The sequence below is a fragment of the Acidobacteriaceae bacterium genome (assembly GCA_028283655.1).
In the GTDB taxonomy this organism is placed as follows: Bacteria; Acidobacteriota; Terriglobia; order Terriglobales; family Acidobacteriaceae; genus Granulicella.
Genome location: JAPWKE010000003.1, coordinates 3284542 through 3310023 on the forward strand (window position 1 = coordinate 3284542; position 25482 = coordinate 3310023).

Annotated in this window: 18 protein-coding genes and 1 pseudogene; 8 read left to right on the forward strand and 11 right to left on the reverse strand. The window is 58.3% G+C overall.

The genetic code is table 11. The annotated features are described in order from the left end of the window. Window positions 1-77 precede the first annotated feature (77 nt). Entirely contained in the window at window positions 78-1907 is a 1830-nt protein-coding gene (locus tag PW792_16405) for a LysM peptidoglycan-binding domain-containing protein (protein MDE1163507.1), read from the reverse strand. Between the two features lie 151 nt (window positions 1908-2058). Between PW792_16405 and lepA the strand changes: the two genes are divergently transcribed. Continuing rightward, entirely contained in the window at window positions 2059-3861 is a 1803-nt protein-coding gene (gene lepA, locus PW792_16410) for a translation elongation factor 4 (protein ID MDE1163508.1), read from the forward strand. Window positions 3862-4024: 163 nt separating this feature from the next. On the opposite strand, the gene PW792_16415 is transcribed toward lepA, so the two are convergent. The 4 genes and pseudogenes from PW792_16415 to tyrS form a co-directional block, all read right to left on the reverse strand. Beyond that, window positions 4025-4390, reverse strand: a complete 366-nt coding sequence (locus PW792_16415; protein ID MDE1163509.1) for a cell division protein ZapA — start codon at window positions 4388-4390, stop codon at window positions 4025-4027. Between the two features lie 30 nt (window positions 4391-4420). After that, complete coding sequence (locus PW792_16420) at window positions 4421-4834, reverse strand: hypothetical protein (protein MDE1163510.1); 414 nt, start codon at window positions 4832-4834, stop codon at window positions 4421-4423. Window positions 4835-5062: 228 nt separating this feature from the next. Further along, window positions 5063-5284: pseudogene (locus PW792_16425) on the reverse strand (serine hydrolase). Between the two features lie 263 nt (window positions 5285-5547). Beyond that, on the reverse strand, window positions 5548-6837 hold the full coding sequence (tyrS, locus tag PW792_16430; GenBank protein MDE1163511.1) for a tyrosine--tRNA ligase: 1290 nt from the start codon (window positions 6835-6837) through the stop codon (window positions 5548-5550). A gap of 107 nt (window positions 6838-6944) precedes the next feature. On the opposite strand from tyrS, the gene PW792_16435 reads away from it, so the two are divergent. The 3 genes from PW792_16435 (at window position 6945) to PW792_16445 (ending at window position 11593) form a co-directional block, all read left to right on the forward strand. Then, window positions 6945-7238: a hypothetical protein gene (locus PW792_16435; protein MDE1163512.1), complete on the forward strand. Its 294-nt coding sequence runs from the start codon at window positions 6945-6947 to the stop codon at window positions 7236-7238. Window positions 7239-7561: 323 nt separating this feature from the next. Continuing rightward, window positions 7562-9277, forward strand: coding sequence for an RNA polymerase sigma factor RpoD (gene rpoD, locus PW792_16440; GenBank protein MDE1163513.1), 1716 nt, complete (start codon window positions 7562-7564; stop codon window positions 9275-9277). Between the two features lie 186 nt (window positions 9278-9463). Next, complete coding sequence (locus tag PW792_16445) at window positions 9464-11593, forward strand: pyrroloquinoline quinone-dependent dehydrogenase (GenBank protein ID MDE1163514.1); 2130 nt, start codon at window positions 9464-9466, stop codon at window positions 11591-11593. Between the two features lie 66 nt (window positions 11594-11659). Here the strand turns inward: PW792_16445 and PW792_16450 are convergent, their stop codons facing one another. Beyond that, the gene (locus tag PW792_16450) at window positions 11660-12679 is read right to left on the reverse strand and encodes a hypothetical protein (GenBank protein MDE1163515.1); all 1020 of its coding nucleotides are present in this window, start codon (window positions 12677-12679) and stop codon (window positions 11660-11662) included. Window positions 12680-12996: 317 nt separating this feature from the next. Between PW792_16450 and PW792_16455 the strand changes: the two genes are divergently transcribed. The 4 genes from PW792_16455 (at window position 12997) to PW792_16470 (ending at window position 18588) form a co-directional block, all read left to right on the forward strand. Continuing rightward, complete coding sequence (locus tag PW792_16455) at window positions 12997-13494, forward strand: hypothetical protein (GenBank protein ID MDE1163516.1); 498 nt, start codon at window positions 12997-12999, stop codon at window positions 13492-13494. 478 nt (window positions 13495-13972) lie between these two features. Further along, window positions 13973-14938, forward strand: a complete 966-nt coding sequence (locus PW792_16460; protein ID MDE1163517.1) for a glycosyltransferase — start codon at window positions 13973-13975, stop codon at window positions 14936-14938. 39 nt (window positions 14939-14977) lie between these two features. After that, window positions 14978-16729 (forward strand): hypothetical protein, encoded by a 1752-nt coding sequence (locus PW792_16465; protein MDE1163518.1) that lies wholly within the window; start codon window positions 14978-14980, stop codon window positions 16727-16729. An 89-nt stretch (window positions 16730-16818) separates the two neighbouring features. Further along, a complete protein-coding gene (locus tag PW792_16470) occupies window positions 16819-18588 on the forward strand; it encodes a hypothetical protein (protein MDE1163519.1) in 1770 nt (589 codons plus the stop codon). A gap of 327 nt (window positions 18589-18915) precedes the next feature. On the opposite strand, the gene PW792_16475 is transcribed toward PW792_16470, so the two are convergent. The 5 genes from PW792_16475 to gyrA form a co-directional block, all read right to left on the reverse strand. Continuing rightward, window positions 18916-19146 (reverse strand): DUF3606 domain-containing protein, encoded by a 231-nt coding sequence (locus tag PW792_16475; protein MDE1163520.1) that lies wholly within the window; start codon window positions 19144-19146, stop codon window positions 18916-18918. Window positions 19147-19242: 96 nt separating this feature from the next. Then, window positions 19243-21669 (reverse strand): hypothetical protein, encoded by a 2427-nt coding sequence (locus PW792_16480; GenBank protein MDE1163521.1) that lies wholly within the window; start codon window positions 21667-21669, stop codon window positions 19243-19245. 147 nt (window positions 21670-21816) lie between these two features. After that, window positions 21817-22041 carry a hypothetical protein gene (locus PW792_16485; protein MDE1163522.1) on the reverse strand — a complete coding sequence of 75 codons (225 nt, stop codon included), beginning with the start codon at window positions 22039-22041 and terminating at the stop codon, window positions 21817-21819. After that, window positions 22023-22481 carry a PIN domain-containing protein gene (locus PW792_16490; protein MDE1163523.1) on the reverse strand — a complete coding sequence of 153 codons (459 nt, stop codon included), beginning with the start codon at window positions 22479-22481 and terminating at the stop codon, window positions 22023-22025. The genes PW792_16485 and PW792_16490 overlap by 19 nt, the downstream gene beginning before the upstream one ends. A gap of 30 nt (window positions 22482-22511) precedes the next feature. Then, the gene (gyrA, locus tag PW792_16495; GenBank protein MDE1163524.1) at window positions 22512-25472 is read right to left on the reverse strand and encodes a DNA gyrase subunit A; all 2961 of its coding nucleotides are present in this window, start codon (window positions 25470-25472) and stop codon (window positions 22512-22514) included. Between the last annotated feature and the right edge of the window lie 10 nt (window positions 25473-25482).

Genomic DNA, 25482 nt, shown 5'->3' on the forward strand with positions numbered 1-25482 from the left:
TTTTTGATGCGCGCAGTTTTTCCTTCACACATCCACACGCTCTCATGAGATGAACCGCATCATCCACCTGTTGCTCGTTAGCGATGATGCTTCTTCGAGCTGCCTTTTGAGCTGCTCCGGGAAGACGCTTTCGAGGAACTCTTTCCTGCACGGTGCGAAGAAGACTTCGACGCATGACCATGCGACGAACGGCCATGCGAAGAGTGAGAGCTGCGCGTAGAAGAACGGCGGGCGCGGGCGCTGCGACCGCTCGGCCCCAGGCGAACAGGCTCGGCCACATAGATCGTATGGCCGCTCCGTACGCTGCTCGACGACAGATGGTTCCATCGACGCAGGTCCTCCACCGTCACATCGAAGCGATCGGCAATCGAGACCAGCGTGTCCGAACGGCGCACGGTGTACTTCTGCGTTCCGCGCGGCGCAGTCGCTACCGCCATCGGAATAATCAGCTCGTCGCCTTCCTGAATGGGCTTCGCGGCCGTCACGTCGTTCAACTCAGCGATCTCCGAGGAGTGAGCGTGCATCGCATCGGCAATGCCATCCAGCGTTTCGCCAGGGCGAACAACATGGAAGCGCCAGCTCGCGCGCTTGTCCTCGGGAATATCCTTCAGACGATCCAGGAAGACATCACGCGTTCCGACCGGGATGTGCAGGTCGTACGGCGTATCCGGCGGTGTAATCAGGCGCAGCATCGCAGGGTTCAGCGCGACGATGTCCTGCACGGTCGTGCCAGTAAGGTCAGCAACCAGGCGCAGGTCGATCGAGTAATCCGTCGACACCGTCTCGTAGATCACAGGAGGGCTCGGCGGCAGCTTGTTCAGGCCGTACTTCTCCGGATTCTTCGCCATGATGATCGCGGCGAGAATCTGCGGCACATACGCACGCGTCTCCGCAGGCATCGACGCATGACGGTAGAGGTCCCAGAAGTCCGAGTAGCCCGTGCGGCTGACGATGCGCTGCACGTTGCCTGGGCCCCAGTCATACGCAATCATCGCCAGGTACCAGTCGTTGAACAACGCATGGTAGTTCTTGATCAGCTTGGCGTAGGCCCGCGTGCTCTTTTCCGGGTCGAACCGGTAGTCGAAGTAGCCATTCCGGGTCAGGTTGTACTCCGACCCCGTGTACGTCATGAACTGCCACATGCCACCCGCGCCGGAGTGCGAATTCACGACCTGCGGCTGGAATCCGCTCTCCGCCACGGCGAGATAAATCAGATCCTGCGGCACGCCTTCTTCCTTCAGCGTGTTCTGGATCAGTGTGCGGTACTTGCCAAGGCGCTGCATGGACGCCGACATGTGCGCGCGGAACGAGTTCGACTGCGAGAACACGTTGATGTAACCGGCGACCTGATCGTTAATGATCAGCGGAAGATCCGAAGTCGTATTCAACTCGCTCTTCAACTGAGCGACCAACTGCGGGTTGGCGGGGAACGTCGTCTCCGTCTGCCCCTGCAGAGGAGCGTCGTCCAGCCGCTGGCTGAAGCCGTTGCCCTCGCGAAGCGCCACCATCTCCAGCGAGTTGATCGCGCTGAGCAGGTGCTCAAACTCATCGTTCAGCGTCGGGTCGCTCTTGATGTCGATGCCGCTCGACATCATCGTGTCGACGGCGTAATCAAAGTCCTGACGAGCTGCATCCAGCCGGTTTGCGTTGTAGTTCCGAACGCCCGAGGCGTAGCTCGTCTCCGCGCGCGAGATAATTGCGGCCACCTTAGCATCATGCTGGCTGTCCGCGCTCTGCGCCGTGGCCGCTGCACTCTGCTGCTGTTGCTGAGCCACCGTCGTCGGCGCTTTGCCGTACGCGGGAATGCTGTTTGGTGCGCCCGCCTGCGCGGTGTCGCTCGGACATCCTGTCAACACAGCAAGCAACGGAGCTACCGCCAACGCTGTCAGAAATTTTCGATTACCCATGATGGCGCGGCGGTTCCCCTGCATCCTGCCATTGTATGACGCAGCCCGGCTACTTCCGTGAGGTGGTTCACCATCTGGAAACAGGCACCGCCCTGACCGCCCTACACTGCTATCCTAGAGATTCGCAGGCTATTCGCCGCGCCTTCTATTCATGGACCCGAAATTCATACGTAACTTCGCGATCATCGCGCACATCGACCACGGCAAATCGACGCTCTCTGATCGCCTGCTGGAAATCACCGGCTCGCTCACACAGCGCGAAATGCAGGCCCAGGTGCTCGACGCCATGGACCTCGAGCGCGAGCGCGGCATCACCATCAAGGCGCACACCGTGCGCATGATGTACAAGGCATCCGACGGCCACAACTATCAGCTCAACCTGATCGACACCCCCGGCCACGTCGACTTCTCCTACGAAGTCTCGCGTTCGCTCGCTTCCTGCGAAGGCGCGCTGCTGGTCGTCGACGCCTCGCAGGGCGTAGAAGCGCAAACGCTCGCGAACGCCTACCTCGCCATCTCGAACGGCCTCGAAATCATTCCGGTCATCAACAAGATCGATCTGCCCAGCGCCGATATTCCGCGCACCAAAGAGATGATCGAGAAGTCCGTGGGTCTGCCCGCGGACGACGCCGTTGCCGTCTCCGCAAAAACAGGCCTCAATGTGGCTGACATTCTCGAAGCGGTCGTGCATCTCGTGCCGCAACCGAAGGGTGACCCCAGCGCGCCGTTGCAGGCGCTGATCTTCGATTCATGGTTCGACCCCTACAAGGGCGTCATCATTCTCGCGCGCATCATCAACGGCACGATGAAGAAAGGCGACAAGATCAAGCTGATGTCCAACGGCCGCGAGTTCCTGATCGACTCGATGGGCGTGATGACACCAAAGCCGTTGGAGCTCAGCGAGCTTTCCGCTGGAGAAGTCGGCTTCCTCGTCGCCACGATCAAGAACGTTGCAGACACCAAGGTCGGCGACACCATCACGCACAGCGACCGGCCCTGCGCCGATGCGCTGCCGGGCTTCGAAGACATCAAGTCGATGGTCTTCGCGGGCCTCTACACGGTGGACTCGCACGAGCACGGCATGTTGCGCGATGCGCTTGAGAAGCTGCGCCTCAACGACGCGTCCTTCAACTTCGAGCCCGAAGCCTCCGTGGCTCTCGGCTTCGGCTTCCGCTGCGGCTTCCTCGGCCTGCTGCACCTCGAAATCATCCAGGAGCGGTTGGAGCGCGAGTACAACCTCGACCTCATCACCACTGCGCCCGGCGTGCAGTACCAGATCAAGCTCACCGACGGCCGCGAACTGATCGTCGACAACCCCTCACGCTGGCCCGACCCCAGCGAAATTGCCGAGATCCAGGAACCGATCATCGAGGCCAAGATCCTCACCAACGAGGAGTACGTCGGCAACATCCTGAAGCTGGTGGAAGGCAAGCGCGGCCTGCAGAAGAACATCGAGTACGTCTCCGAGACGCGCGTGATGCTCACCTATGAACTTCCCCTGAACGAGATCGTGCTGGACTTCTACGACCGCCTGAAGTCTGTCTCGCGCGGCTACGCTTCCCTCGACTACCACCTCGCCGGCACGTGGATATCGCCGATGGTGAAGATGGACATCCTGATCGGCGGCGACCCCGTCGACGCACTCTCACTGATCGTCCATCGCGACTCCGCGTACGACCGCGGCAAGGTGCTGGTAGAGAAGATGCGCGAGCTGATCCCGCGCCAGATGTTTGAAGTCGCCATTCAGGCAGCGATCGGTTCAAAGATCATCGCGCGTTCGACGGTAACAGCGATCCGCAAGAACGTCATCGCCAAGTGCTACGGCGGCGACATCTCGCGTAAGCGCAAGCTGCTGGACAAGCAAAAAGAAGGCAAGAAGCGCATGAAGCGCATCGGCAAGGTCGACATCCCGCAGGAGGCCTTCCTCGCTGTGCTCAAGGTCGGCGAAGAGTAAGTCCTGCTCCGTTACAGTGAAAGACTCGCTTCCTTTGCGCGCAGATCGTCGTAACAAAGTACGTTCGTAGATTTTGGGGCGCTAGAGGCATAACCAAGCTTACAAAGCGCAAGGCCTTCCGACTCAACGGAAGGCCTTGCGCGTTTCAAACTTGTCAGAGAGACTAGCCGACCTTGCGCTCGTCGAAGATCGCGTCCAGCATCCCGTTCAACGAGCCGGTCTTCGTCCGCACCGTCGACTGCGACTGCTCAAAGCGCGAGGTCAGCGTCTCATAGCGTGTACGCAGCGTCACCAGCTCGTCCGCAATGTTCAGCGAAGCCAGCACCGCGACGCGCAGCGAGTCCACCGTAGCGCCGTGCGCTGAGACAGCGCGCATCTTCGCGTCCACCAACTGGGCCAGCTTTTCGATGTACTCAGGGTCCGTACCGCGCAACTGGTAGACCTGGTCGTAGATGTCCACGACGACAGCTCCGCTCTCGCGGGCTTCAAGCTCTGCCCGGCTCTTCTCTGCAGCGGTTTGTGGTGTCATCTCGTTCAACGTCAATCTCCCAACTTCCAGTTACAGCAGTTCATCCATTTGCGACAACATCTTTTCTACCCGCAGCCGAACCGTTTCACGCTCGCGGTGCAGGTTCTCGACCTCCGACTGCGAGGCAGAAGCTACGGCGAGCTTTTCGTGCAATCCAGCCGCTTCCGCATGGGCTCCGGCGAGCTGGTTCTGCGTTTCCGCCAGTTTGGCTTCCAGCGTTTCTACCTGCACACGAAGCGCTTCCGACTCATGCTGCGCGTGGCCCTTCGCCTCGGTGACGTCGGCCAGTTCCTTGCGGAGACCATCGACTTCGCCACGAGCCCAGTCACGAGCTTCTTCTGCCGTGGCGCGAGCTTCGCGTTCCTTGCGGATCAGCTCGACAGCTTGAAGCACACGCGCTTCAAGCGCCTGAAACTCGTCCACACTGATCGTCGCTGAACCCATTCGCCCGTTCCTTTACCGCAAAAACCACGGTTTTCTCTTTGAAGTATAGCGATATCGAATGAGAATTCCGATTCCCGATTTACGGGTGTTTTGAGCCAGTGCCGATGTGGGTACCCCTCCCCCAGAGACTGCCTGACTGTCTGCCTTGATCTTATTGATTCTGCTTTACTTAACTTAGAGACTGATTGCCCGGCAGGCAACACTTTTTCCAAGATTTGCATAAGCTTTTCAGAGAAAAAAGAGAGAGATACGCATTTCTAGGCAGTCAGCCGCGGCTTGAGAATTCCACCCGGATCTTTCTTGATAGCTGAAGACCATCTTGGTCAGCGAAGCTCCGTACATCACCGTGTCCGTGGTGAGCGGATCGCCCTGTTCATTGCGGAGACCATAGGCATGCACATAACGAACCCTGCCATGATCGATCAAAGCAATCGCCAGGCCCATCGCATGCTCTGAGCCATCACCTGCTTCACCTTTGCGTCAATGGCGCTTCCGGTAGGGAGAGTATGGGTGGTCGTTTGCGCCAATGATTGCGCGGAGAAAGAAAACACCAACGCTGCGAGCAGAGCAAGCTTCGAAAGTGGCTTTTTCATGGTGAACGGAATTTTAGCGCATGGCAATGAATCACACGCTGTGCGCTGAGTCTTACTATTTCCTGCCGTGACGCCACACGTTGCAGTTACCGGAGGAAGCCGGGTAACTGCAAAGGCCGCTTAGGCGGTGAAAACGACGCGGACAGCCTTCTTGCCCAGCCGCAGCACAGGCGCTTCGCCCAGCGCTTCGCGCGTGATCGAGCGCTCGGCAAACTTCTCGCCGTTCACGCTGACCGCGTTCTCGCCGAGCTTGCGCGTGGCTTCGCCGCCGGAGGCTGCGAGCTTTGCCAGGACCAACAACTTGGGCAGACGCACGGTGCCGTCTTCGCCGAGAAGACCCTCGCTCGCGAGCGAAATCTCCACCTCGGCTACATCCTCGCTCACCTTGCGCTGCTGGAACATCTCGGCCCAGCCGCGAGCCGCGTCTGCTGCGGCGTCCTTCGTGTGGAAGTCGGCGGTGATCATCTCCGCGAGGTTCTTCTTTGCCTGCATCGGGTGCAACGCGCCGCTGGCGACCTCGGCCTTCATCTGCTCAATATCGCTCGCGGGCATATCGGTAAGGAACGTCCAGTAGCGCCACATCAGTTCGTCGGAGACGCTCATCAACTTGCCGTACATCTCTGCCGGAGCCTCCGTTACGCCGATGAAGTTGCCCAGCGACTTCGACATCTTCTGTACGCCATCGAGGCCTTCGAGAATCGGCGTCATCAGCACAATCTGCGGCTTCTGCTCGGCGTCTCGCTGCAGATCGCGGCCACGCATCAGGTTGAACTTCTGGTCCGTGCCGCCCAGCTCGACATCGCAACGCAGCGCGACCGAGTCATAGCCCTGCACCATCGGGTAAAGCAGTTCGTGGACGCTTATAGGCTGCTCATCCGTAAAGCGCTTATGAAAGTCCTCGCGCTCGAGCATCTGCGAAACCGTAAACTTGGCCGCGAGCTTCACCATGCCCTCAAAGCCAAGCTCGCCGAGCCACTCCGAGTTGTAGCGCACCTCGGTCTTCTCGCGATCCAGGATCTTGAAGACCTGCTCCTGATACGTAGCGGCGTTCACCGCAATCTGCTCGCGCGTCAGCGGCTTGCGCGTAACGTTCTTGCCGGTCGGATCGCCGATCAGCGCAGTCGCATCGCCGATAAGAAAGATAACCGTGTGGCCGAGCTGCTGAAAGTGGCGCAGCTTGCGCATCAGCACCGTGTGGCCAAGGTGGAGGTCAGGCGCGGTGGGGTCAAACCCGGCCTTGATGCGCAGTGGCACACCGTTCTGGCGAGAGAGTTCGAGGCGCGCGCGTAGCGCTTCCTTGGAGTCGGACGTGGCGGCCGGAATCATCTCGGCGACGCCCTTCGTAATCAGATCGAGCTGCTCGTCGATGGGCGCAAAGGCGATAGACGGTGTGGTGTTGGCATCAGACATAGTGGCGTCTTCAAGTATAAGAGCCGCCGCGCTCCGGCAGGCGCACCAAGAGTCGCAACGGCCCGTGGCACATATCCACGCCCAGTGTCGTTAGCCTTGGGAGCAGGATGAGACTGACGTCAAAACCGCGAGCCGGTTCCGGAGTGCGCGAAGGCGCACGCGCCGTCACCACCGAGCCGGGCTTTCGCAACCCGAACGCCCAGGTCGTAGTCGCACGCACCGGCGCAGCCTCCACCCTGCGGGCCAACCAGGTGATCTACCGGATGAAGTGCCAGGGCTGCAGCCGGGAGTACGGCTGTAACGGCATGGACATCAAGGCACGGCTTTGCCCGTTCTGCCAGGGCGGAGCGGCCGCCGAACCGCTGCGCGACGACAGCGCACAGCCCACGCTCTTCGGCTAAGCGTCGAAAACCGCCTTCCGGACCACAAACGCTACCGCAACCCTGCATCTTTTTCCACAACTTCCCGTCTAATTTGTTAGACTGGTTCTCGCTGGAGACGTGCGCCTTGAGTGCCTGAAAGCCTTCCCTGCGCGGATTTTTGATCCGCCAAATGTGCTTAGGCCTGCGCCCGCGGCCCTGACCGCAACCCAATGTCCCGCGATCCGATCTAACCCAGGGAGAGCTGTCTGTGTACCAGCCGGTGCACACGCGTCCCGCAGATATTGATTTTCCGCCCGCGTTGGTCGCAGCTCACGCACCGGGCTAATCAGGAGTGCCGCCTCATGGCTGAAGAAATCGACAAGTACGAAGAAGACGTAGACCGGATCATCGAGACCGGCAAAGACAAGGGATTCCTCACGTTTGGCGACGTGAATGACATGATCTCGGGCGACGTGACGAACTCCGATCAGCTCGACGATCTGTTGATGACGATCAACACGCAGGGCATCGACGTGTTGAACTCCGAGTCACGCCGCTCGCGCCAGGAAATTGAACGCGATACCGAAGAAGTTGACGAAGACTCCGACGACGTCGAACTCGATCTGACGCCCGGCCAGCTGGAAAAGACCAACGACCCGGTCCGCATGTACCTGCGCGAAATGGGTACCGTGCCGCTGCTGACGCGTGAAGGCGAAGTCGAAATCGCCAAGCGTATCGAGCGCGGACAACTCCGCGTCATGAAGGCGATCTCCCGTTCGGCGATCGTGATTCGCGAGATCGTGGGCCTCGGCGAAGATCTGAAGCGCGGCGTCCGCAACATCAAGGAAGTCGTCACCTTCGACGAAGAAGAGCTGACCGAAGACATCCTTGCGGCACGCGTAAAGGCAACAGCCACGCGCATCGACGCGCTGGTGAAGCACCAGAAGAAGGCCGCCGACTACGAAGCCAAGGCTGCAGAGCCGACCGGCAAGGACGCCAAGGCCAAGGAAAAGGAACGCCGCAAGTATCGCTGGCTGATGGGCCGCGAGCTGGTGCAGATTTCACGCGTCGTTCGCGACCTGAAGTACACCAACGCAGAAAAGAAGCGTCTGCTCGACCGCGTGAACAAGACGGTCGACTCGATGCGTACGCTCGAGCGCCAGATCAAGACGCTGGACGCCAAGTTTGACGCGTCTAAGAGCGAAGAGCTGAAGAAGGAGTATCGCCGCCAGCAGAAGAACTGCCGCGTCGACCTCGAACGCCTGGAGCAGGACTCCGACATATCACTCGACGATCTGAAGCGCACACAGCGCGAGATGATCCAGGGTGACATGGACGCGGAGCGCGCCAAGCGCGAGCTCATCGAAGCGAACCTTCGTCTCGTCGTTTCGATCGCGAAGAAGTACACGAACCGTGGCCTGCAGTTCCTCGACCTGATCCAGGAAGGCAACATCGGCCTGATGAAGGCCGTCGACAAGTTCGAGTATCGCCGTGGCTACAAGTTCTCGACGTACGCCACATGGTGGATCCGTCAGGCCATCACCCGCGCGATCGCCGATCAGGCCCGCACCATTCGTATCCCGGTGCACATGATTGAAACGATTAACAAGCTCATCCGCACCTCCCGTCAGCTGGTGCAGGAGCTCGGCCGCGAGGCTTCGTCGGAAGAGATCGCCAAGCGCATGGATATCCCTGTTGCGAAGGTCCGCAAGGTCCTGAAGATCGCGCAGGAGCCCATCTCGCTCGAGACTCCGATCGGTGAAGAAGAAGATTCGCATCTTGGTGACTTCATCGAAGATCGCATGGCGGTTTCGCCGTCGGATGCGGTTATCTCGGTGAATCTCAAGGAGTACACCTCGCAGGTGCTGCGCACGTTGACTCCGCGTGAAGAGCGCGTGATCAAGATGCGCTTCGGCCTCGAAGACGGCTCAGAGCACACGCTGGAAGAAGTAGGCCAGAGCTTCCAGGTTACCCGCGAACGTATCCGCCAGATCGAAGCGAAGGCTCTCCGCAAGCTGCGTCACCCGAGCCGCTCGCGCAAGCTGAAGGCGTTCGTCGACGGTGTGAAGGAAATCTAAGCTATCCCATCTGCAACACAAAGGCCCCGCAAAAGCGGGGCCTTTGTATTGCCCCCCGAGAATCCGGCTTCACGCATGTACCGCACATTCGATCAAACTCGTCGGATGCATGTGACAGCCGCCACCAAACCTTTCCGCGCAGCCTCGATATACTTTCGGCAACTCGTGAGAGTTGAAGGAGCCTTCGTGCGCTTGCTTTCCCCGCGTCTTCTTGGTTGTCTGTTTTCGCTTTCCTGCTTTGCGATGAACGCAGCCGCACAAGCGCATCCCTCCCCCCACGCCGACTGGCCTACTTACGGCGGCGATGCAGGCGGACAGCGCTATACCGCCGCGACACAGATCACGCCAGCCAATCTTCAGAAGCTCAAACCCGCATGGACGTTCCACACCGGCGTGCTGACACAGAACCGGCCGGGCCTCGCAGGCTCTTCGTTTGAAGCCACGCCGATTCTCTTTCATGGCTCGCTTCTGCTCACTTCGCCGTTCGATGAAGTCTTCTCACTCGATCCTGCTACCGGCAAAGCACTATGGAACTTCGATCCGAAGCTGGGCGACGTCTCCAGCGCGGGCATTCTCACCTCGCGAGGCGTAGCGGCGTGGCCCCTCGCAACGGATGATGCCCCTCTGCCCGCTAACGCTGCGGCCTGCTCGGCACGCGTCTTCGTCGCCACCATGGACGCGCGGCTGATGGCGCTCGATGCCGCAACCGGCAAGCCTTGCCTCGACTTCGGCAAACAAGGCACCGTCAGTCTGCTGGGTGACGTTGGCTACAAGCCGCACGATCCGTACTTCATGACCTCCCCGCCGACCGTCGTTAGCGATGCCGTGATCGTTGGCTCCGGCATCGGCGACAATCGCCGCGTGGATATTGAGTCCGGGCTGGTTCGTGCCTTCGATGCCCGCACAGGCAAGCTGCTTTGGAAGTGGGAGCCGCTGCCGTGGGCCGATCGCCAGAAGCTGCGCACCGGTGCAGGCAACGCGTGGAGCGTGATCGCCGCAGACCCCGAGCACAACCTCGTCTTCGTCCCCACCGGCGCACCCAGTCCTGACTTCTACGGCGGTCTGCGGCCTGGCGACAACCGCGATGCCAACTCCGTCGTTGCGCTCGACGCGTCTACGGGGCGTCGCGTATGGGGCTTCCAGGTGACGCACCACGATCTGTGGGATTACGACGTGGCTGCCGAGCCGTTGCTCTTCACGTGGCATGGGCCCGACGGCAAGCAGAACGTGCCGGCCATTGCGATCAACACCAAGCAGGGTATGGTCTTTGAGTTGAACCGGCTAACGGGTGAGCCGCTCTTCCCTGTCGACGAAAAGCCAGTGCCGAAGACAGATGTCCCGGGCGAAACTTCGTCGCCGACGCAGCCGTTTCAGCGCGTGGACTCGCTGGCTCCGTTGACGATTCCCGGCGAGGACATGCTGGGAATGAATGCGGCTGACAACACAGAATGTCGGCAGATTCTCTCAGGGCTGCGGTATGAGGGGATATACACGCCGCCAACGCTCGGCGGGTCGCTGCAGTTTCCCGGCAACCTCGGCGGCGTGAACTGGGGATCAGCCTCGGTCGATCCCCAGACCGATGTGCTCTACGCCAACACCAATCGCTACGCCTTTATCGTGCAGCTTCAGCCACGGCAAACCGCGCTCGATGAGTATTTTTCGCATTGGGAAAACCCGCTCTACACCTTTGGCGGATTGGCCCTGGTGCTGATTCTCGGCGTGGGTATGGTCAGGCGGCGGTCGATCTACCCCGGGACGACTGCCATGGTGCTTTGCGTTGTCGTCTTCGGCGGAGCAGCTATCGCCTTTCTCGTCCTGAACCACCAGGACCAGGTCGCACTGCATCAGCGGTCGCACTCCAACACCGAGCACTTCGGCTACGAGCACAGCGCTCAGGATGAAACGCCGTACTCGATCATCCGCAAGCCGTTCCGCACAGCGGCCGGACACCCGTGCGCGGTGATGCCGTTCGGCACACTCTCCGCGCTGAACCTGAACACGGGCAAGCTGGTCTTCTCGTCCACCCTCGGAACGCTGAACCACATTCAGCCTAAGACCGGCACCATCACCCTTGGCGGATCGCTGATCACAGCCAGCGGGCTGGCCTTCGCCGCAGCGACGCGAGAGCCGTTGCTGCGTGCGTTCGACTCTCACACCGGAAGCGAACTGTGGAGCGCTCCCCTGCCTGTGCCCGCACAGGCAACGCCGATGTCGTACACCTGGCACGGCAAGCAGTACGTCGTGATCGCTGCCGGTGGACACGGCGGCTTCGGGACGCCGATCGGCGACAGCCTGATGGCTTTTGCCCTGGAGTAAACCGCAATAAGACAAAGAAAAAGGGGCTGCGTTCGCGAAGAACGCAGCCCCTTTGATGTATCAGCCTTAGCGATGACCGCCGCCACCACCGTGGAAGCCACCGCCACCACCGCCGTGGAAACCACCACCACCGCCGCCATGGAAACCACCACCACCGCCGCCATGGAAGCCGCCAAAACCGCCGCCTCCACGATAGCCACCATATCCGCCACGGTAACCACCGTATCCACCGCGATAGCCGTAACCACCGCCGTAGTAGCCACCATAGTAGCCAAGGCCTAGCCCCCAACCGTAGCCGGGATAACCAAAGCCCCAGCCCCAACCGGGATAGCCGTAGCCGTATCCATAACCGTAGTACGGATAACCGGCATAGAAGCCGTCACCGTAATAGCCGTAATCGCTCGCGCAGCCATCGCAACCGCTGTCGGTGTATCCCTGCGGATAGCCCTGCTGCTGCTGACCGTTCTTCATCGCGACATCCGACGGACCAGCACCACCGCTCCACGGCAGAATGTCGGCCTGCGCCTGCGAGTCATAGAGGTCGTCCGGATGCGGGTGGCCGTTGAGTACAACACCCTGCCCTTCCTTCACCGTCTTGCCCTCGGCGTTCGCAGGAGCATCCGGAGCGAAGACCTTCGCCTCGCCATGCAGTACGGAGACACGGTTGGTCTGCGCATTCAGCGTATAAAAGCCGTCGCGGATAAGGTCGACCTGGCCGCCGGGAAGATCGATGAGAATCAGAGCGCCGTCTGCCGGGTTGTCAACAATCACGTTCGCCTTACCACTGCTGAGGCGAAGCTCTGTGCGACCGTTGCCGGTGGCGATGGTTTCCAGTTGCGTGTTCGTCAGCACGCGAACGCCCTGCGCCGGGTTCAGAACATGCGTTGCAATCTGGCCGCGAAGGTGATGGGGACGATCCTGTTGCACCTGTGGCATGGGCTGATCGGCAGCATAGCTGGTCGAGGCAGAAGCGGACGGCGCCGGGCGCTCAATCGGGGCAGCGTCCTGTACGGGCGACATCTGGGCAAAAGCCACACTGCTCGAGAGAGCCAGCACCGCGAAAACAAGCTTGTAATTCGGGGTCATGGCAAAACTCCTCTAATTTGTTAGACGCTATTTTGCGCAAGGAGTCGCGGTGAGTAGCTCTTCCGTGTGCGTTTTCCGGCAAGCACATGAAGACAGGGGAGATTGAGGCGCACAAAGCGAAGAACAAGGCTCCGGAATTTCATTGCTATCAAGTCAACAGACAGATAGGCTTATCCGACCAATCATTTTTGTGTTTCTTTGAGGGCCTGATGAGAGCTTTATCCCTTTTCTGCGCCTGCGCACTTTGCGCAGGTAGTGCTTTTGCGCAACAGACAGCTGCTGCGACAAACGCGCCTGCAGCGACTCCTGTTGCAGCCGTGGCTTCCCCTGCAACTCCTACTCCTGTCGCCGCTGTTCCTGTCTCCCTGGGACCGGATGCAAGTGGCAAATACCTGCTCCGCGAAGGTGAGGATGTGAACCTGGCGTTCATGGACGCACTTAGCTCAAAGACCTCGTCCGAGGGTGACGCGGTGAATCTTCGCCTGGTGGACGACCTGAAAGTAAACGGTGTCGTTGTCGCAAAGGCTGGCTCGCCTGCTGTAGGTGAAGTAACCAAAGCCGAGAAGAACGGCATGATGGGCAAGGCCGGACAACTGAACATCCGTCTGGACTATGTGAAAACAGACTCGGGCAAGATCCGCCTGCGCGGCACGAAGGGTAAGGAAGGCGCGAACGGCACAACCGGTACCGTCGTTTTGACCGTGCTGTTTGGGCCGCTCGGTTTGATCCACCACGGGTCGAACGTGGAGATCAAAAAGGGACAGCCGATCCATGCGTTTGTCTCGGACGATATCGCTCTGCTGCCTGCCGCGTAAGAGCTTGCAAGCGTAAACAAGCCCTGCCAGATTGGCAGGGCTTGTTCGTTACATTTCTTGCATGCTTCGTAAGGGCCATAGCCGGCTCGTCAGTCATTCCGCCTATGGCAGTTTCCTATCTATCCGAAAAGCACGCATAAAGAGAGCACCCGAAGAGTAATAGCTTCCAGCAAACCTGCGGATTTCACCAGTCCGCGATGCAGAGTCTTCTCTTGCGAGGCCATGCCCTCTTGATCCCCCGCAGATCCATGCTGTCCGTCGAGAAGTTGGAGTTCTACGTCATAACGCTAAACCCAACAAGATCTATAGCTACCAGCTCCGGTTTGCAGCGCAGATGCGGAGCAGAAGTTTCACTGCCCCACAGAGACGAAACAGGTATCCTTGACCCTACGAACTCTTACCGAAGCTTCGCTTCTCTTTCCTGCATGCCCGACATGCCCGAGATGGAAACGTTGCTTATCCTACGCTGCGGTGGTTCATGAAGAGTCTTTGCGTCGTCACACCGGTCTTCAATGATTGGATTTCCTTTGCAATTCTGCTGAAGAATCTGGATAAACTTGCCAGCGAAACCGGGCTTTCGATCAAGGTGTGCGCGGTCGATGATGGCAGCAGTGAGCCTGTAGAGGTCCTGCTGGACCGGCTTCCCCGGTTCCAGTCCCTGAAAGCTGTCGATATCGTTCATCTCGGCGTGAATATTGGCCACCAACGCGCCATCGCAGTAGGGCTCTGCACGGTCGTGGAGCAAAACGCATGTGAAGCCGTTGTAGTGATGGATGCCGACGGCGAAGACATGCCAGAGGCTATTCCCCGGTTGCTGAATGCGGCTAAAGACTCTGAGAGTTTCTGCGTAGTGGCGCAGCGACGACGGCGCACAGAGGCGCTCGTCTTCCGCACCTCATACATCCTCTACAAGATGCTGTTTCTCGTTGTGACGGGAAGAAAGATTAGCTTCGGAAATTTTTCGGTGATGTCGATCAGTCAGGCACGCCGTCTCACGCTCGTTTCGGAACTCTGGAACCATCTACCTTCCGCGATCCTGCGCTCGCGCATCCCCATCACGCAGGTTCCTGTAGACCGGGGCTATCGCTATGATGGCAAATCAAAGATGAACTTTGTCTCACTGATCGTGCATGGACTAAGCGGTATCTCCGTCTATGCTGATGCGATCTTTGTTCGCTTGCTGCTGTTGTCGGTGATCTTCGCCGGTGGCACTGTGCTTGCCATCTTTGCAGTAACAGCACTTCGTTTCTTTATGCCGCAACATGCCACACCAGGCTGGGCAACAGAAGTGAGCTTTGGCATGATCATTCTGCTCTCCCAGATCGGTCTCACCGCACTGTCGTCCATCCTGATGCTGCTCAATAGTCGCGTGCAGCGGCAGGTATTGCCGCGCCTGGACTACAAACCTTACGTTTTGAGCATTCGAAACCTCTTCACGAACTAACACTCTCCACACCCGTTGAGAATTAGGAGGGATTCCCTTTTGAAGCACCGTGCGCAACAACTCTTGCCCTTGCTGCTATGCGTAGCATTTCTGCCGCTCTGCGCCCTCTTCCTCCATCCGTGGGTCGAAATAGGCATCGTCGACGATTTCTCTTATGTGCGCACCGCGCAGGTGCTGGCGAACACAGGGCATATCGTCTACAACGGCTGGGCTACCGCGATGCTCGGCTGGCAACTCTACGTTGGCGCGTTGATGATCAAGCTCTTCGGCTTTTCTTTCGCCGCTGCACGCGTGGGAACGCTGCTGATGTCGATGGTGACGGCGGCACTTATGCACCGCCTACTGGTACGTCTCCGTATCACTCCCTGGAACGCTGCAGCGATCACGCTCGCCTTCCTCGCCTCAGCCACATGGCTGGCCGTGACCTTCAGCTTCATGAGCGATGTCTATGGAATGGTCGCGATGCTGCCTTGCATTTACGGCTGCGTTCGCGCGCTTCAGACCACGGAAGAATCGCATGCAGCCTATTGGCTCTGCTTTGCCGCAGTGTTCAACACCGTCATGGGTACAGCAAGACAGATTTCCTGGCTAGGCGTACTCGTGATGGTGCCGTGCACGCTTTGGCTGCTGCGTCGAAATCGTAAAGCGATGCTCGCCGGGGTTCCCTGCACACTTCTCTGCATCGCCGGAGTATTCGCTTGCCTGCACTGGTTTAACCGTCAGCCCTACGCCATCGTTGAGCACCTCCTTCCGCCGCAACGGCCTGGCATCAAGCTGCTTGTGATGCGCCTGATCCAGTTCGGCGTACAAGCAGGTTTTGAGCTTTTGCTGCTGAGCCTGCCACTGTTGATCGCGCTGCTTCCGCTTGCCTTCCGCAACCGACGTGCCATGAAAGCCGCGGCACTCTGGCTGCTGTTTGTTATCGTTCGTCTGGCATATCTCCATCACGTGCACAAACTTTTCGTCTGGGAGATCCCTTACGGGTACAACAACTTCTGGAACGAAGGATTTGAATATACGCGTGCCTATCTCGGCCACGCCCCATTGATGATCACGCCGCTAATGCGACACAGCTTCCTGGGGCTGCTGATCGCTGCGGAGTTGGGGCTGATCGCTCTATTCTTTCTCCCGACACATACGCCTGTGCCGCAACACACAACATCAGACAGTTCGCGCAAACTCAGCAACTTTGAGCTCCTGGTTTTGTTCGGACCTTGCACCGTGGCCTATATCGCGCTGCTGATTCCCCGCTACATCCCTGTACCTCGAGTCCTCGATCGCTACATGCTCTTTCCCGAGTTCGTCCTGCTGTTCGTGGCCGTACGGCTCTATCAGGAGCGTGTGGCTGATCATCTACCCCGTACAGTCTGGCTCTCGATTGCGCTGCTAAGTATCTTTTACGTTATAGGCATGCGCGACGCCTTCTCGCTCTTCAATGCGGAGGCTGGACTGCTGCACCAGGTGGAAGCCAGCGGTGTTCCACGTCAGCAGATCGATGGTGGCATTCAGTTCAATGGATGGACTCAGATCATGACTGCCGGCTCCCTGAACGATCCACGTATCGTGAAGCCGATTGGAACCTACACCCCAATCGAGCCGATAGAGAACAACTCCTGCATCACCAATGGAAGCGACGAGACGCCGGTAGTCCACGGAAAATATGTCATCTCTTATGATCCGAACGCCTGCGGAGGAAGAGCTCCTGAATTCGCGCCGTATCGATTCCATACCTTCTTCAAACCACAAGAGCGCTCGCTCTACATGGTGAAGGGGCCGGAATACTTGCATTAGTCAGTTGCGCCTGAGAATGAGTTTGCTGACAACCTAATCGCTGCTCCAGCGCAACACCCGAACAACTCACGCTTTCTCCAGGAGTGCTCGTGTCCCAACGTATTCGCTCGTTGCTACCCACACTGCTATGCATGCTGTTTCTGCCGTTCTGCGCCATCTTCATCCATCCTTGGGCAGAGATGGCGCAGGTTGATGACTTCTCCTACACGCGGTCAGCACAGCTCCTCGCGCATACGGGGCATATCGTCTACAACGGGTGGGCAACTGCAATGCTGGGCTGGCAGCTCTATCTGGGTGCGTTGATGATCAAGCTCTTCGGCTTCTCGATGAGCACGCTCAGAGTCGGTACGCTACTGGTTGCAATCCTCGTCGCGGCGCTGCTGCAACGCCTGCTCGTACGCATGGGCACGACGCCATGGAACGCTGCAGCCATCACGCTGACAATGATGCTCTCTTCCACCTGGTTAGGTGTGACCTTCAGCTTTATGAGCGATATCTACGGCATGTTGGTGCTCTTCGGTTGCTGCTATGCCTGTGTGCGTGCGCTGCAGGCCTCCACTCCAGGACGCGCGGCCATGTGGGTATGCGCGGCAGCCCTTAGCAACGGAGTAGGTGGAACCGCACGCCAGATCGCATGGCTTGGAGTCCTGGTGATGGTTCCCTGCACCTTGTGGCTACTGCGAAAGAATCGTCTCGCTGCGGTCACGGGCCTGCTCTGCACCATGATAGGCATCACCACGATGATCGGCTTTCTGCATTGGTTTAACCAGCAACCGTATGCGCTGGCAGAACACCTGCTGCCACCCCGAATTCCTGGGATAAAGTCGCTGGTGATCATCACCATCAAGTTCGTTGTCATGACCCTGCTTGAAACGCTACTGCTAGCTATGCCGGTGCTGATCGTACTAAGCCCCACAGCGTTTCGGAGTCGCAAAACCAGAAGAGTCGCAACCTCATGGATACTGCTTGCCCTGCTCTTTGTAGCAGGTGCCGCGTTGGTTCACAAAGAACGCGCGTGGGAGATTCCTTATGGCTACTCCAACTTCACCTACTATGGTTTCGAGTACTACCAGACCTTCCTGGGAACACCTTCGCTCTTCCTGACACCTCTGCTGCGTCACACCTTCCTTGTGCTTTTGCTCGCTGCGCAGGTGGGCTTCATTGCAGTCCTCTTCACCTCTCGTGAGCCAAGTACCCCGCGTACAGATCGCCCGGTCACGGAACCAAGAACAACACTGACAACCTACGAACTGGTCGTATTACTGGGCCCTTGCACGCTGGCTTACCTGCTTCTGCTGCTACCTCGCTTTTCCGTTGTTCTGCTGAACATTGACCGCTACATTCTCATCCCACAATTCATCCTGCTGCTGGCTGCGGTACTGCTCTATCAGCGACATGTCAGCCTTCGCCTTCCTCGCACCGTCTGGCTTTCCATTGCGCTCTTTGCAGCGTTCTACGTTGCAGGCCTGCGCGATACGTTCACGCTCTATCAAGCTCAAGTTGATACGCTGCAGGAGGTCGAGCATACAGGCGTTCCCCGCGAAGCGATCGACGGCGGCTTCGCCTACAACGCGTGGACACAGATTATGACAGCGGGATATATGAATGACTCACGCCTGCTACACCCGGCAAACAAGTATCACTACGAGACGCCGGTGATAGATGATGCCTGCCGCACCTATGCAGGAGACCTTGTACCTGTCGTTCACGGCCGCTATGCGATCTCGATGAATCCGAACTCCTGCGGCGGCGCAACCTCCTTCGCCCCTCGACACTTCTCCATGCTTTTCGCACCGCATGACCGCGTGTTCTACATCGTGAAGGGGCCCGCGTGGACGAAGCAGACCCTGCTGCGGTAATGCTGAAGGCAAGGATTCCTCTACCAGTGACAGCCTCCGGCCGGGGGTAGCTCCAGCACCCCAAACCAGGAGAACCAGAGATCGAGACTGGGGTAATTTCTTGCGGCAAGAGGGGCAAGTAAGCAAACCTCCGCGAGAAGCATCAGTACGCAAAAGGGTTCTGCCGATGTTGGCAGAAACCTTTTGCATGGCTTGCTCAGCCGTAAAGCGGGTGTTTTTTGATTCAAACCGAGGGGACCTTCGGTAGGGTTTTGGCGAAACCGAGGGTTCCTCGGTTTCTGCGTGTTTTGCTTGCCCGGATGTGCCGCTGCGGACCCTTTGACGGGCTTACTTCTGGAGCGCGTGGCGGAGTTTGTCGACGTGCGTGCCGTGGACGCGAATCAACTCATGCAGCTTGTCACCCGAAACGCCGAGTTCGTGGGACCAGTAGGCGATATCGGAAGCGAGCTTGGGGTTGATCTCTTTGGGATCGTGCGGCCCCTTGTGCTGGTCTTCGTGGACGGCGTGCGGCTGGTGCGCCTTCGATTTCTGCTCGTGCTCGTGGTTGTCCTGGGACATCGTTCACCTCTGGAGGCTTTGATGCAATCTCTCAACGATTATGTAAGTCGGGGAGACCGAGCGTGTTCGGTACACGGAATGTGTCCTATCACTTCATCAGTCTTGAATCTCAAGATAGCAACGAAATGGTTTGTTAACTTCAAACCTCTCCTGCTGGCCAGACTTCTCGTAAAAGCGCTCACTTAGAACTTGATTCTTCCTCAACTCTCTCGATTCTTCAGCAAATGCGAAGGAGTCTTCGGACACCTCTAGTCCAAGGAAAGATAGTCTAACGAGTTGTTCTATGACATCTCGATGCTTTTCGGGGGCTATGTGCGCCCTCGTCAAGTTGCGTTCTACTTCTGCGATGGAAACGACGGCTGGCGATCCAACAAACTCAAAAAGCACCTGCTCGAGCTGAGGAATCGTAGAAACATTCTCGACAAGGATTGAATCCATCGCATACTGCGAGTATTCCTTCTCACCGTCGAGGACATCTTTCTCTTCGACACGATCTCGTTTTCGGTTTACCGCAAACGAGACTGCGGCCTTTACGAGGTAAATAATATCGCGCGGACGTTGGAGAATCCTCGTTGTTAAATATTCTCGAGTCGGAATGCCGCGAACCTCCGCACAGAAATACTTACGCCATAACGCAGTTGGATTACTCTGAGGCCCATGGGAGGCGATATACCGTTCCTCAATGACGCGAATCAACATTTCAGGATCATCCCATTTCATTCGCGTGTACGCCAGTTTATCTGGTTCAAGGGTCACATCTAGCACGCGGTCGAAAATGTCGGAACGAAGAAAAACGGCACTATTAAAGCTGACAAATTGCTTATCTTTGTCAGACCTGTTTATCTGTTCACCGAGGCGAGAAGTCGCAATCAACAATCCCGAAATAAATTCAGCCAACTCGCCTAAATCAGCTTTTTTAGTCCAAGGCTTGTCCAAGTTATCAATCAGCATCAAGACGGTCCGCTTTTTTGCGAGGACCTTGTTTAAGCTATTACGAAGCTTCGCGATGGCACCACTGTGAAGGGCTTCGGATATTCCTTTACGAAACGTCTCTTCTGAGCTGGAAGATATTACGGCCTCCATGCTATTCACAATTCTTTCTAGGCGAATCGTGAAGTCGCCCGAAAAAGATAGCTCTGACTCCATAATTGCTACGAATGCCGCGACGTCAGGATCGGCCATTTCCCACAAGGTTGTTTGGCTGACCTGCTTGTACGCGGCAGAGGCAATTTCTGTATAGAGCATAAATTTCCAAAGGCTTTCGATCACATATCCTTTGACATCATGTTCTTTGTAACGAGCAAACAACCTTACAAGCCCCTCTATCTCATAACCAACGGGCTTCATTAAGCAAACAAGGTTTCTGCTGTCTGCTCCAATCACTGATTCTGCATGTATGAGGTTGGCGCTCTTCCCTGTACCCTTCCGGCCAACAAAGACGTTTTGCGTGCCGTTTAGGATGTCCAGGCTCACGGTTGTTTCGACGAAGTAGCTATTGAGAGAAGCCTTTTCGTTCTCGGCAATCCAGTCTCCGAGTTTGACGTGAAAATCCTTAAGCTGCGTAGCCAGCTTAAGAGCACTCGCATGCTTGTTGACGCTCTGTTTCTCAACAGCAGTTCGTATAGCGATCGGATCAAGCCATGCGCTGGAGAGTTCAGCAGCTTCACTTGGAGTTGTGTAGCTCTGCATCATATCTCTGTAGTCTAGTGGAGCCAACATTTCGGAATGCTCACTAAGCATGAGCAACTTCAAATCAAGACCTACAGCAAGACCACTGATTAGAGCATACCTAGCGTTATGGCGTCGAAAACCATCTCGTGCGGGGCTTACGAAGTGTGTGATGCACCCCACACAATTCCAAAGGCTCTGCGCATACCAACTAAGCGGCTGGAGATTGCTATCTCTTGGATCGTTGAGAATTGTCGGAACACTTGAGTCCTCGATCGTCCGAGTGATATACACGCTAGCTTCTGTGTCATGCAAACTCTTCAAATAAAGAATTGAAGGGATTTCTGACTGCGGGCCGAGTATCGAAGCAATAGAGTTTTCATAGATTGTGTCCGTTAGGTTCTCATAAGGCTTGTCATTGAAAAACGCGTCAATGATGTTTGCCGAGTTTGTATAAGACGCATATCCAGTGGTGGTCAAGATCTTCAGCTGCTCAAATTCCTTTTTAGTGTCAATAAGGGAACCATCGCGTACGAGCCAAATTTTCTTGTTCCGAGCAATCGCATACCCGATTTCAAAAAGCACGTTCGGGTTGATGCCAGTTACATCCGCACATACGAAATCGCAGTCGTCGATTGCCTTCGTTATTTCACGGATGATGAAACGACCGTTAACGCAAAGGTCTTCCCATCCAACGATCAGAGCGTTGCCCGTCGCATTTATGCCTTCAATCGCGGCCCGGATCGTTGGGGGCAACATAGGTGGGGTCGATGGATATGCAAAAAAGCCGAACGGAGTTTTCCCGTTCGGCTCCTCAGCCCATTCTTGATCGGCAAGCTCTAGCTGATGGCTCATCGCTGCTTTCTCTGCATATGGTGGTTACTGGATGGGGAGTTCGCCTTCGGTGGTGCCGTTGGGGCCTTGGTAGGGGGGATGACCATGGCGGCGGCTACCTTGTCGGCGTCGATGGAGGTCGAGGAGCTTGAGGACCATCGAGATTACCTATTCTCGGGTAAGGTCTTTTGATTTGAGTTCTTGCCAAGCGCTCTCAATGGACACGTCTGCGAGGAGGGTGTCGCGGTCGACGGTGTAGTCACCCTTACCGGAGTAGTTGAGGCTGAGGAACCGGGCGAGCCCGCCCAAACCGTACTCGCGACGGATGAGTTCGAACGTGCTCTTTTGGAACTGTTCGTCCGTCATGTCCGGCATCATCGTGTGAGTCGCCATGGGCGTCTCCTTCGCAACCAGTCTATCGGATTCAATACGGGGACGGTTGGGTTTCCTTCACCGCGAGCAGCGCGGCTGAGGAAGCGGTCGTCAACCGTGAGCAATGCATCCACCTTGGCCTGCTCTGCAATCGCCAGGTGAAGCGAGTCCATGGCGCCATAACCGAGGCTTTCGAGATTCTGTGCTCGACGGAATGTGGCTTCTGTTGGGAGGACATATTCGCTGGCGAAGGTGAGGAAGTCGAGCGCGGCCTGCCGCTGGACTGGGTTGCGTTTGCGTTCGAGCTCGAACTTGATTGCAGAGCTGGCGATCCAACGAATGTGTCCCAGACTTACTGCATCCAAAACGCCGAAGATCGCTTCCAGCTCTTCGCGGATGCGAGGCTGAGAGCGATCATCGGTGAGTCTGTTGAGAGCGCAGGTGTCGAGGTAAATGTTCATACGTCGTGACCTGCGCCTCTGTAGTTGGAGCTACTGGATGGGAAGTTCGCCTTCGGGGGTGCCGTTGGGGCCTTGGTCGGGGGGGATGACCATGGCGGCGGCTACCTTGTCGGCGTCGTCGAGGTCGAGGAGCTTGACGCCCATCGTGGCGCGGCCGGCTGCTCGGACACTCTTCGTGTCGATGCGGATGATCTTGCCGAACTGGCTGATCACCATCATCTCCGTGGTGTCGTCGACGAGCTGGATCGTGGTGACCTTGCCGATCTTGGGCGTGGCCTTCATGTTGATGACGCCCTTGCCGCCGCGGGTTTGCAGGCGGTAGGCGTCGACGTCCGTACGCTTGCCGAAGCCGTTCTCAGAAACCGTGAGGATGAGGCAGGGGGTGAGGCCGAGTTTTTCGTCGAGTTCGGCGAGCTTGGCGGCGGACTCCTCGGAGACCTGAGGAGCGGCCGGGGTGTCGTCGCCTTCGGCGAGGGTGAGGGGCTGCGAGGCGGCCGAGTCCGAGGCTTCGTCGATGGCACTTTGTACCTGGTCGGCGAGGCCCTGGGCGATGGCGCGTTCGAGGCGCTGCTTGTTGCGGGCTTCAGGCGAAGGAGTGGCGACTGCGCCGATGACGTAGTCTCCCTTCTTGAGCGTGATGCCCTTGTTTCCGTAAGCGGGGCGACCCATGGGGCGGAGGTCCTGCTCGTTGAAGCGGATGGCCATGCCGTCGCGGGTGGCGAGGAAGATGATCTGCTCGCCGTCGGTCATGCGGGCGGTGACGAGCTCGTCGTTCTTGTCGATGCCGATGGAGATGATGCCGCGAGCCATGACGTTCGAGAAGTCCTTGAGTGCGGTCTTCTTGACGGTGCCGTTCTGCGTGGCGAAGAGGACATACTTGTTCTCTTCTTCGAGGTCGCGGACGGGGAGGATGGTGACGACCTTTTCGCCGGGCTGGAGGTCGATGAGCGAGGCCATCGCCTTGCCCTTGCCGGCGGCGCCGACGTCGGGGATCTCGTAGACCTTGAGCCAGTAGACGCGGCCGCTGTTGGTGAAGCAGAGCAGGTAGGCGTGCGTGGAGTCGATGATGAGCTGCGCGACGACGTCTTCTTCGCGGGTCTTCATGCCGAGGCGCCCGGTGCCGCCGCGCTTCTGCTGGCGGTAGGTGGAGATGGGCGTGCGCTTGAGGTAGCCGGTGTTGGAGACGGTGACGGCGACCTGCTCGTCGGCGATGAGGTCTTCGAGGGTGAGCTCGGTGGACTCGTCGACGATGGTGGTGCGGCGTGCGTCGCCGTACTTGTCGCGGGTGTCTTCGAGCTCCTTGATGATGACGCCGCGGAGCTTCTTTTCGCTGGCGAGGATGGACTCGTACTCGGCGATGTTGTCGCGGACGATCTTGAGCTCGTTGAAGAGCTCGTCCATGGAAAGTTGGGTGAGGCGATAAAGCTGCAGCTCAAGTATGGCGTCGATCTGGCGGTAGGAGAGGATGAGCGTGCCGCCAGCGTTGTTGCCGTTCGCCGCGGTGCCGAGCGCCTGCTGCGCGTTGATCGAGCCCCCGTTCATGTCGATGTTGTACTTGCCGGGGTCGAGCGAGACGCCCTGAATCTCCGTACCGCGGAGCGTGATGCGGCGGTTCGAGAAGTAGGCGAAGAGGTTCTCACGAGCGTCTGCACGCGAGGACGACTGGCGGATGATCTTGATGACCGTGTCGAGGTGGTCGAGCGCGATCTGGTAGCCGAGCAGGATGTGCTCGCGCTCGCGGGCCTTGCCGAGGAGGAAGGCGGTGCGGCGGCGGACGACGTCGATGCGGTGATCGAGGAAGGCCCAGAGCGCAGCGTCGAGCGAGAGCTCCTTGGGCTGGTTGTTGTGCACGGCCAGCAGGATCATCGAGAACGACTCCTGCATGGAGGTGTGCTTGTAGAGCTGGTTGAGGACGATCTCCATCTGCGCGCCGCGCTTGAGTTCGATGACGATGCGCATGCCGTCGCGGTCGGACTCGTCACGCACATCGGAGATGTCGTCGACGATCTTTTCGGTGACGAGCTGTGCGATGCGCTTAATGAGGGTCGACTTGTTGACCTGGTAAGGGATCTCGGTGACGATGATGGCTTCGCGGCCGCCAGTGATGTTTTCCTTGGCGCAGCGGGCACGCATCATGAAGCGTCCGCGGCCGGTGCTGTAGGTCTGGACGAGGTTGCCCTTGCCGTAGATGAAGCCGCCGGTTGGGAAGTCGGGGCCCTTGACGAACTCGAGAGCAATCTCGAGGTCGGAGCGCGTTTCGCCCTTCTGCTTGTTCAGCAGCGCGATCGCAGCGTTGAGGGTCTCGGTGAGATTGTGCGGCGGGATGTTGGTCGCCATGCCGACGGCGATACCGGCGCCGCCGTTGACCAGCAGGTTCGGAAAACGGGTGGGCATGACCGACGGCTCAGAGGTCGATTCGTCGTAGTTGGGGACGAAGTCGACGGTGTCGGAGTCGATGTCGGCGAGCAGCTCGCCGGAGAGTCGCGTCATGCGGGACTCGGTGTAACGCATGGCGGCGGGTGGGTCGCCGTCGACGGAGCCGAAGTTGCCCTGGCCGTCTACGAGCGGGTAACGCAGCGAGAAGGGCTGCGCGAGGCGGACCATGGTGTCGTAGATCGCGGAGTCGCCGTGGGGATGGTAGTTACCCATGACGTGGCCGACGACCTTGGCCGACTTGGTGTACTTCTTGTTGAACTGGAGACCCATCTCCTGCATGCCGTAGAGCACGCGGCGATGCACGGGCTTGAGGCCGTCGCGGGCATCGGGCAGAGCGCGGCCGATGATGACCGACATGGAGTAGTCGAGGTACGACCGTCGCATCTCCTCTTCGAGGTTGATCGAAGACATGTACAGCGCGCCGGGACCTGTGGGCGCGCCGGGGCCGTCTCCGCCAGAACCGCCGGGGGGCGGGTTGTTGGAGTTGGCGTCCTGCGCCGAGGGCGGATCGTTCGGATTAGCGCCGAGGGGGAGAGAGTTCTGATCGTCTGCCATGTTCAGTGTT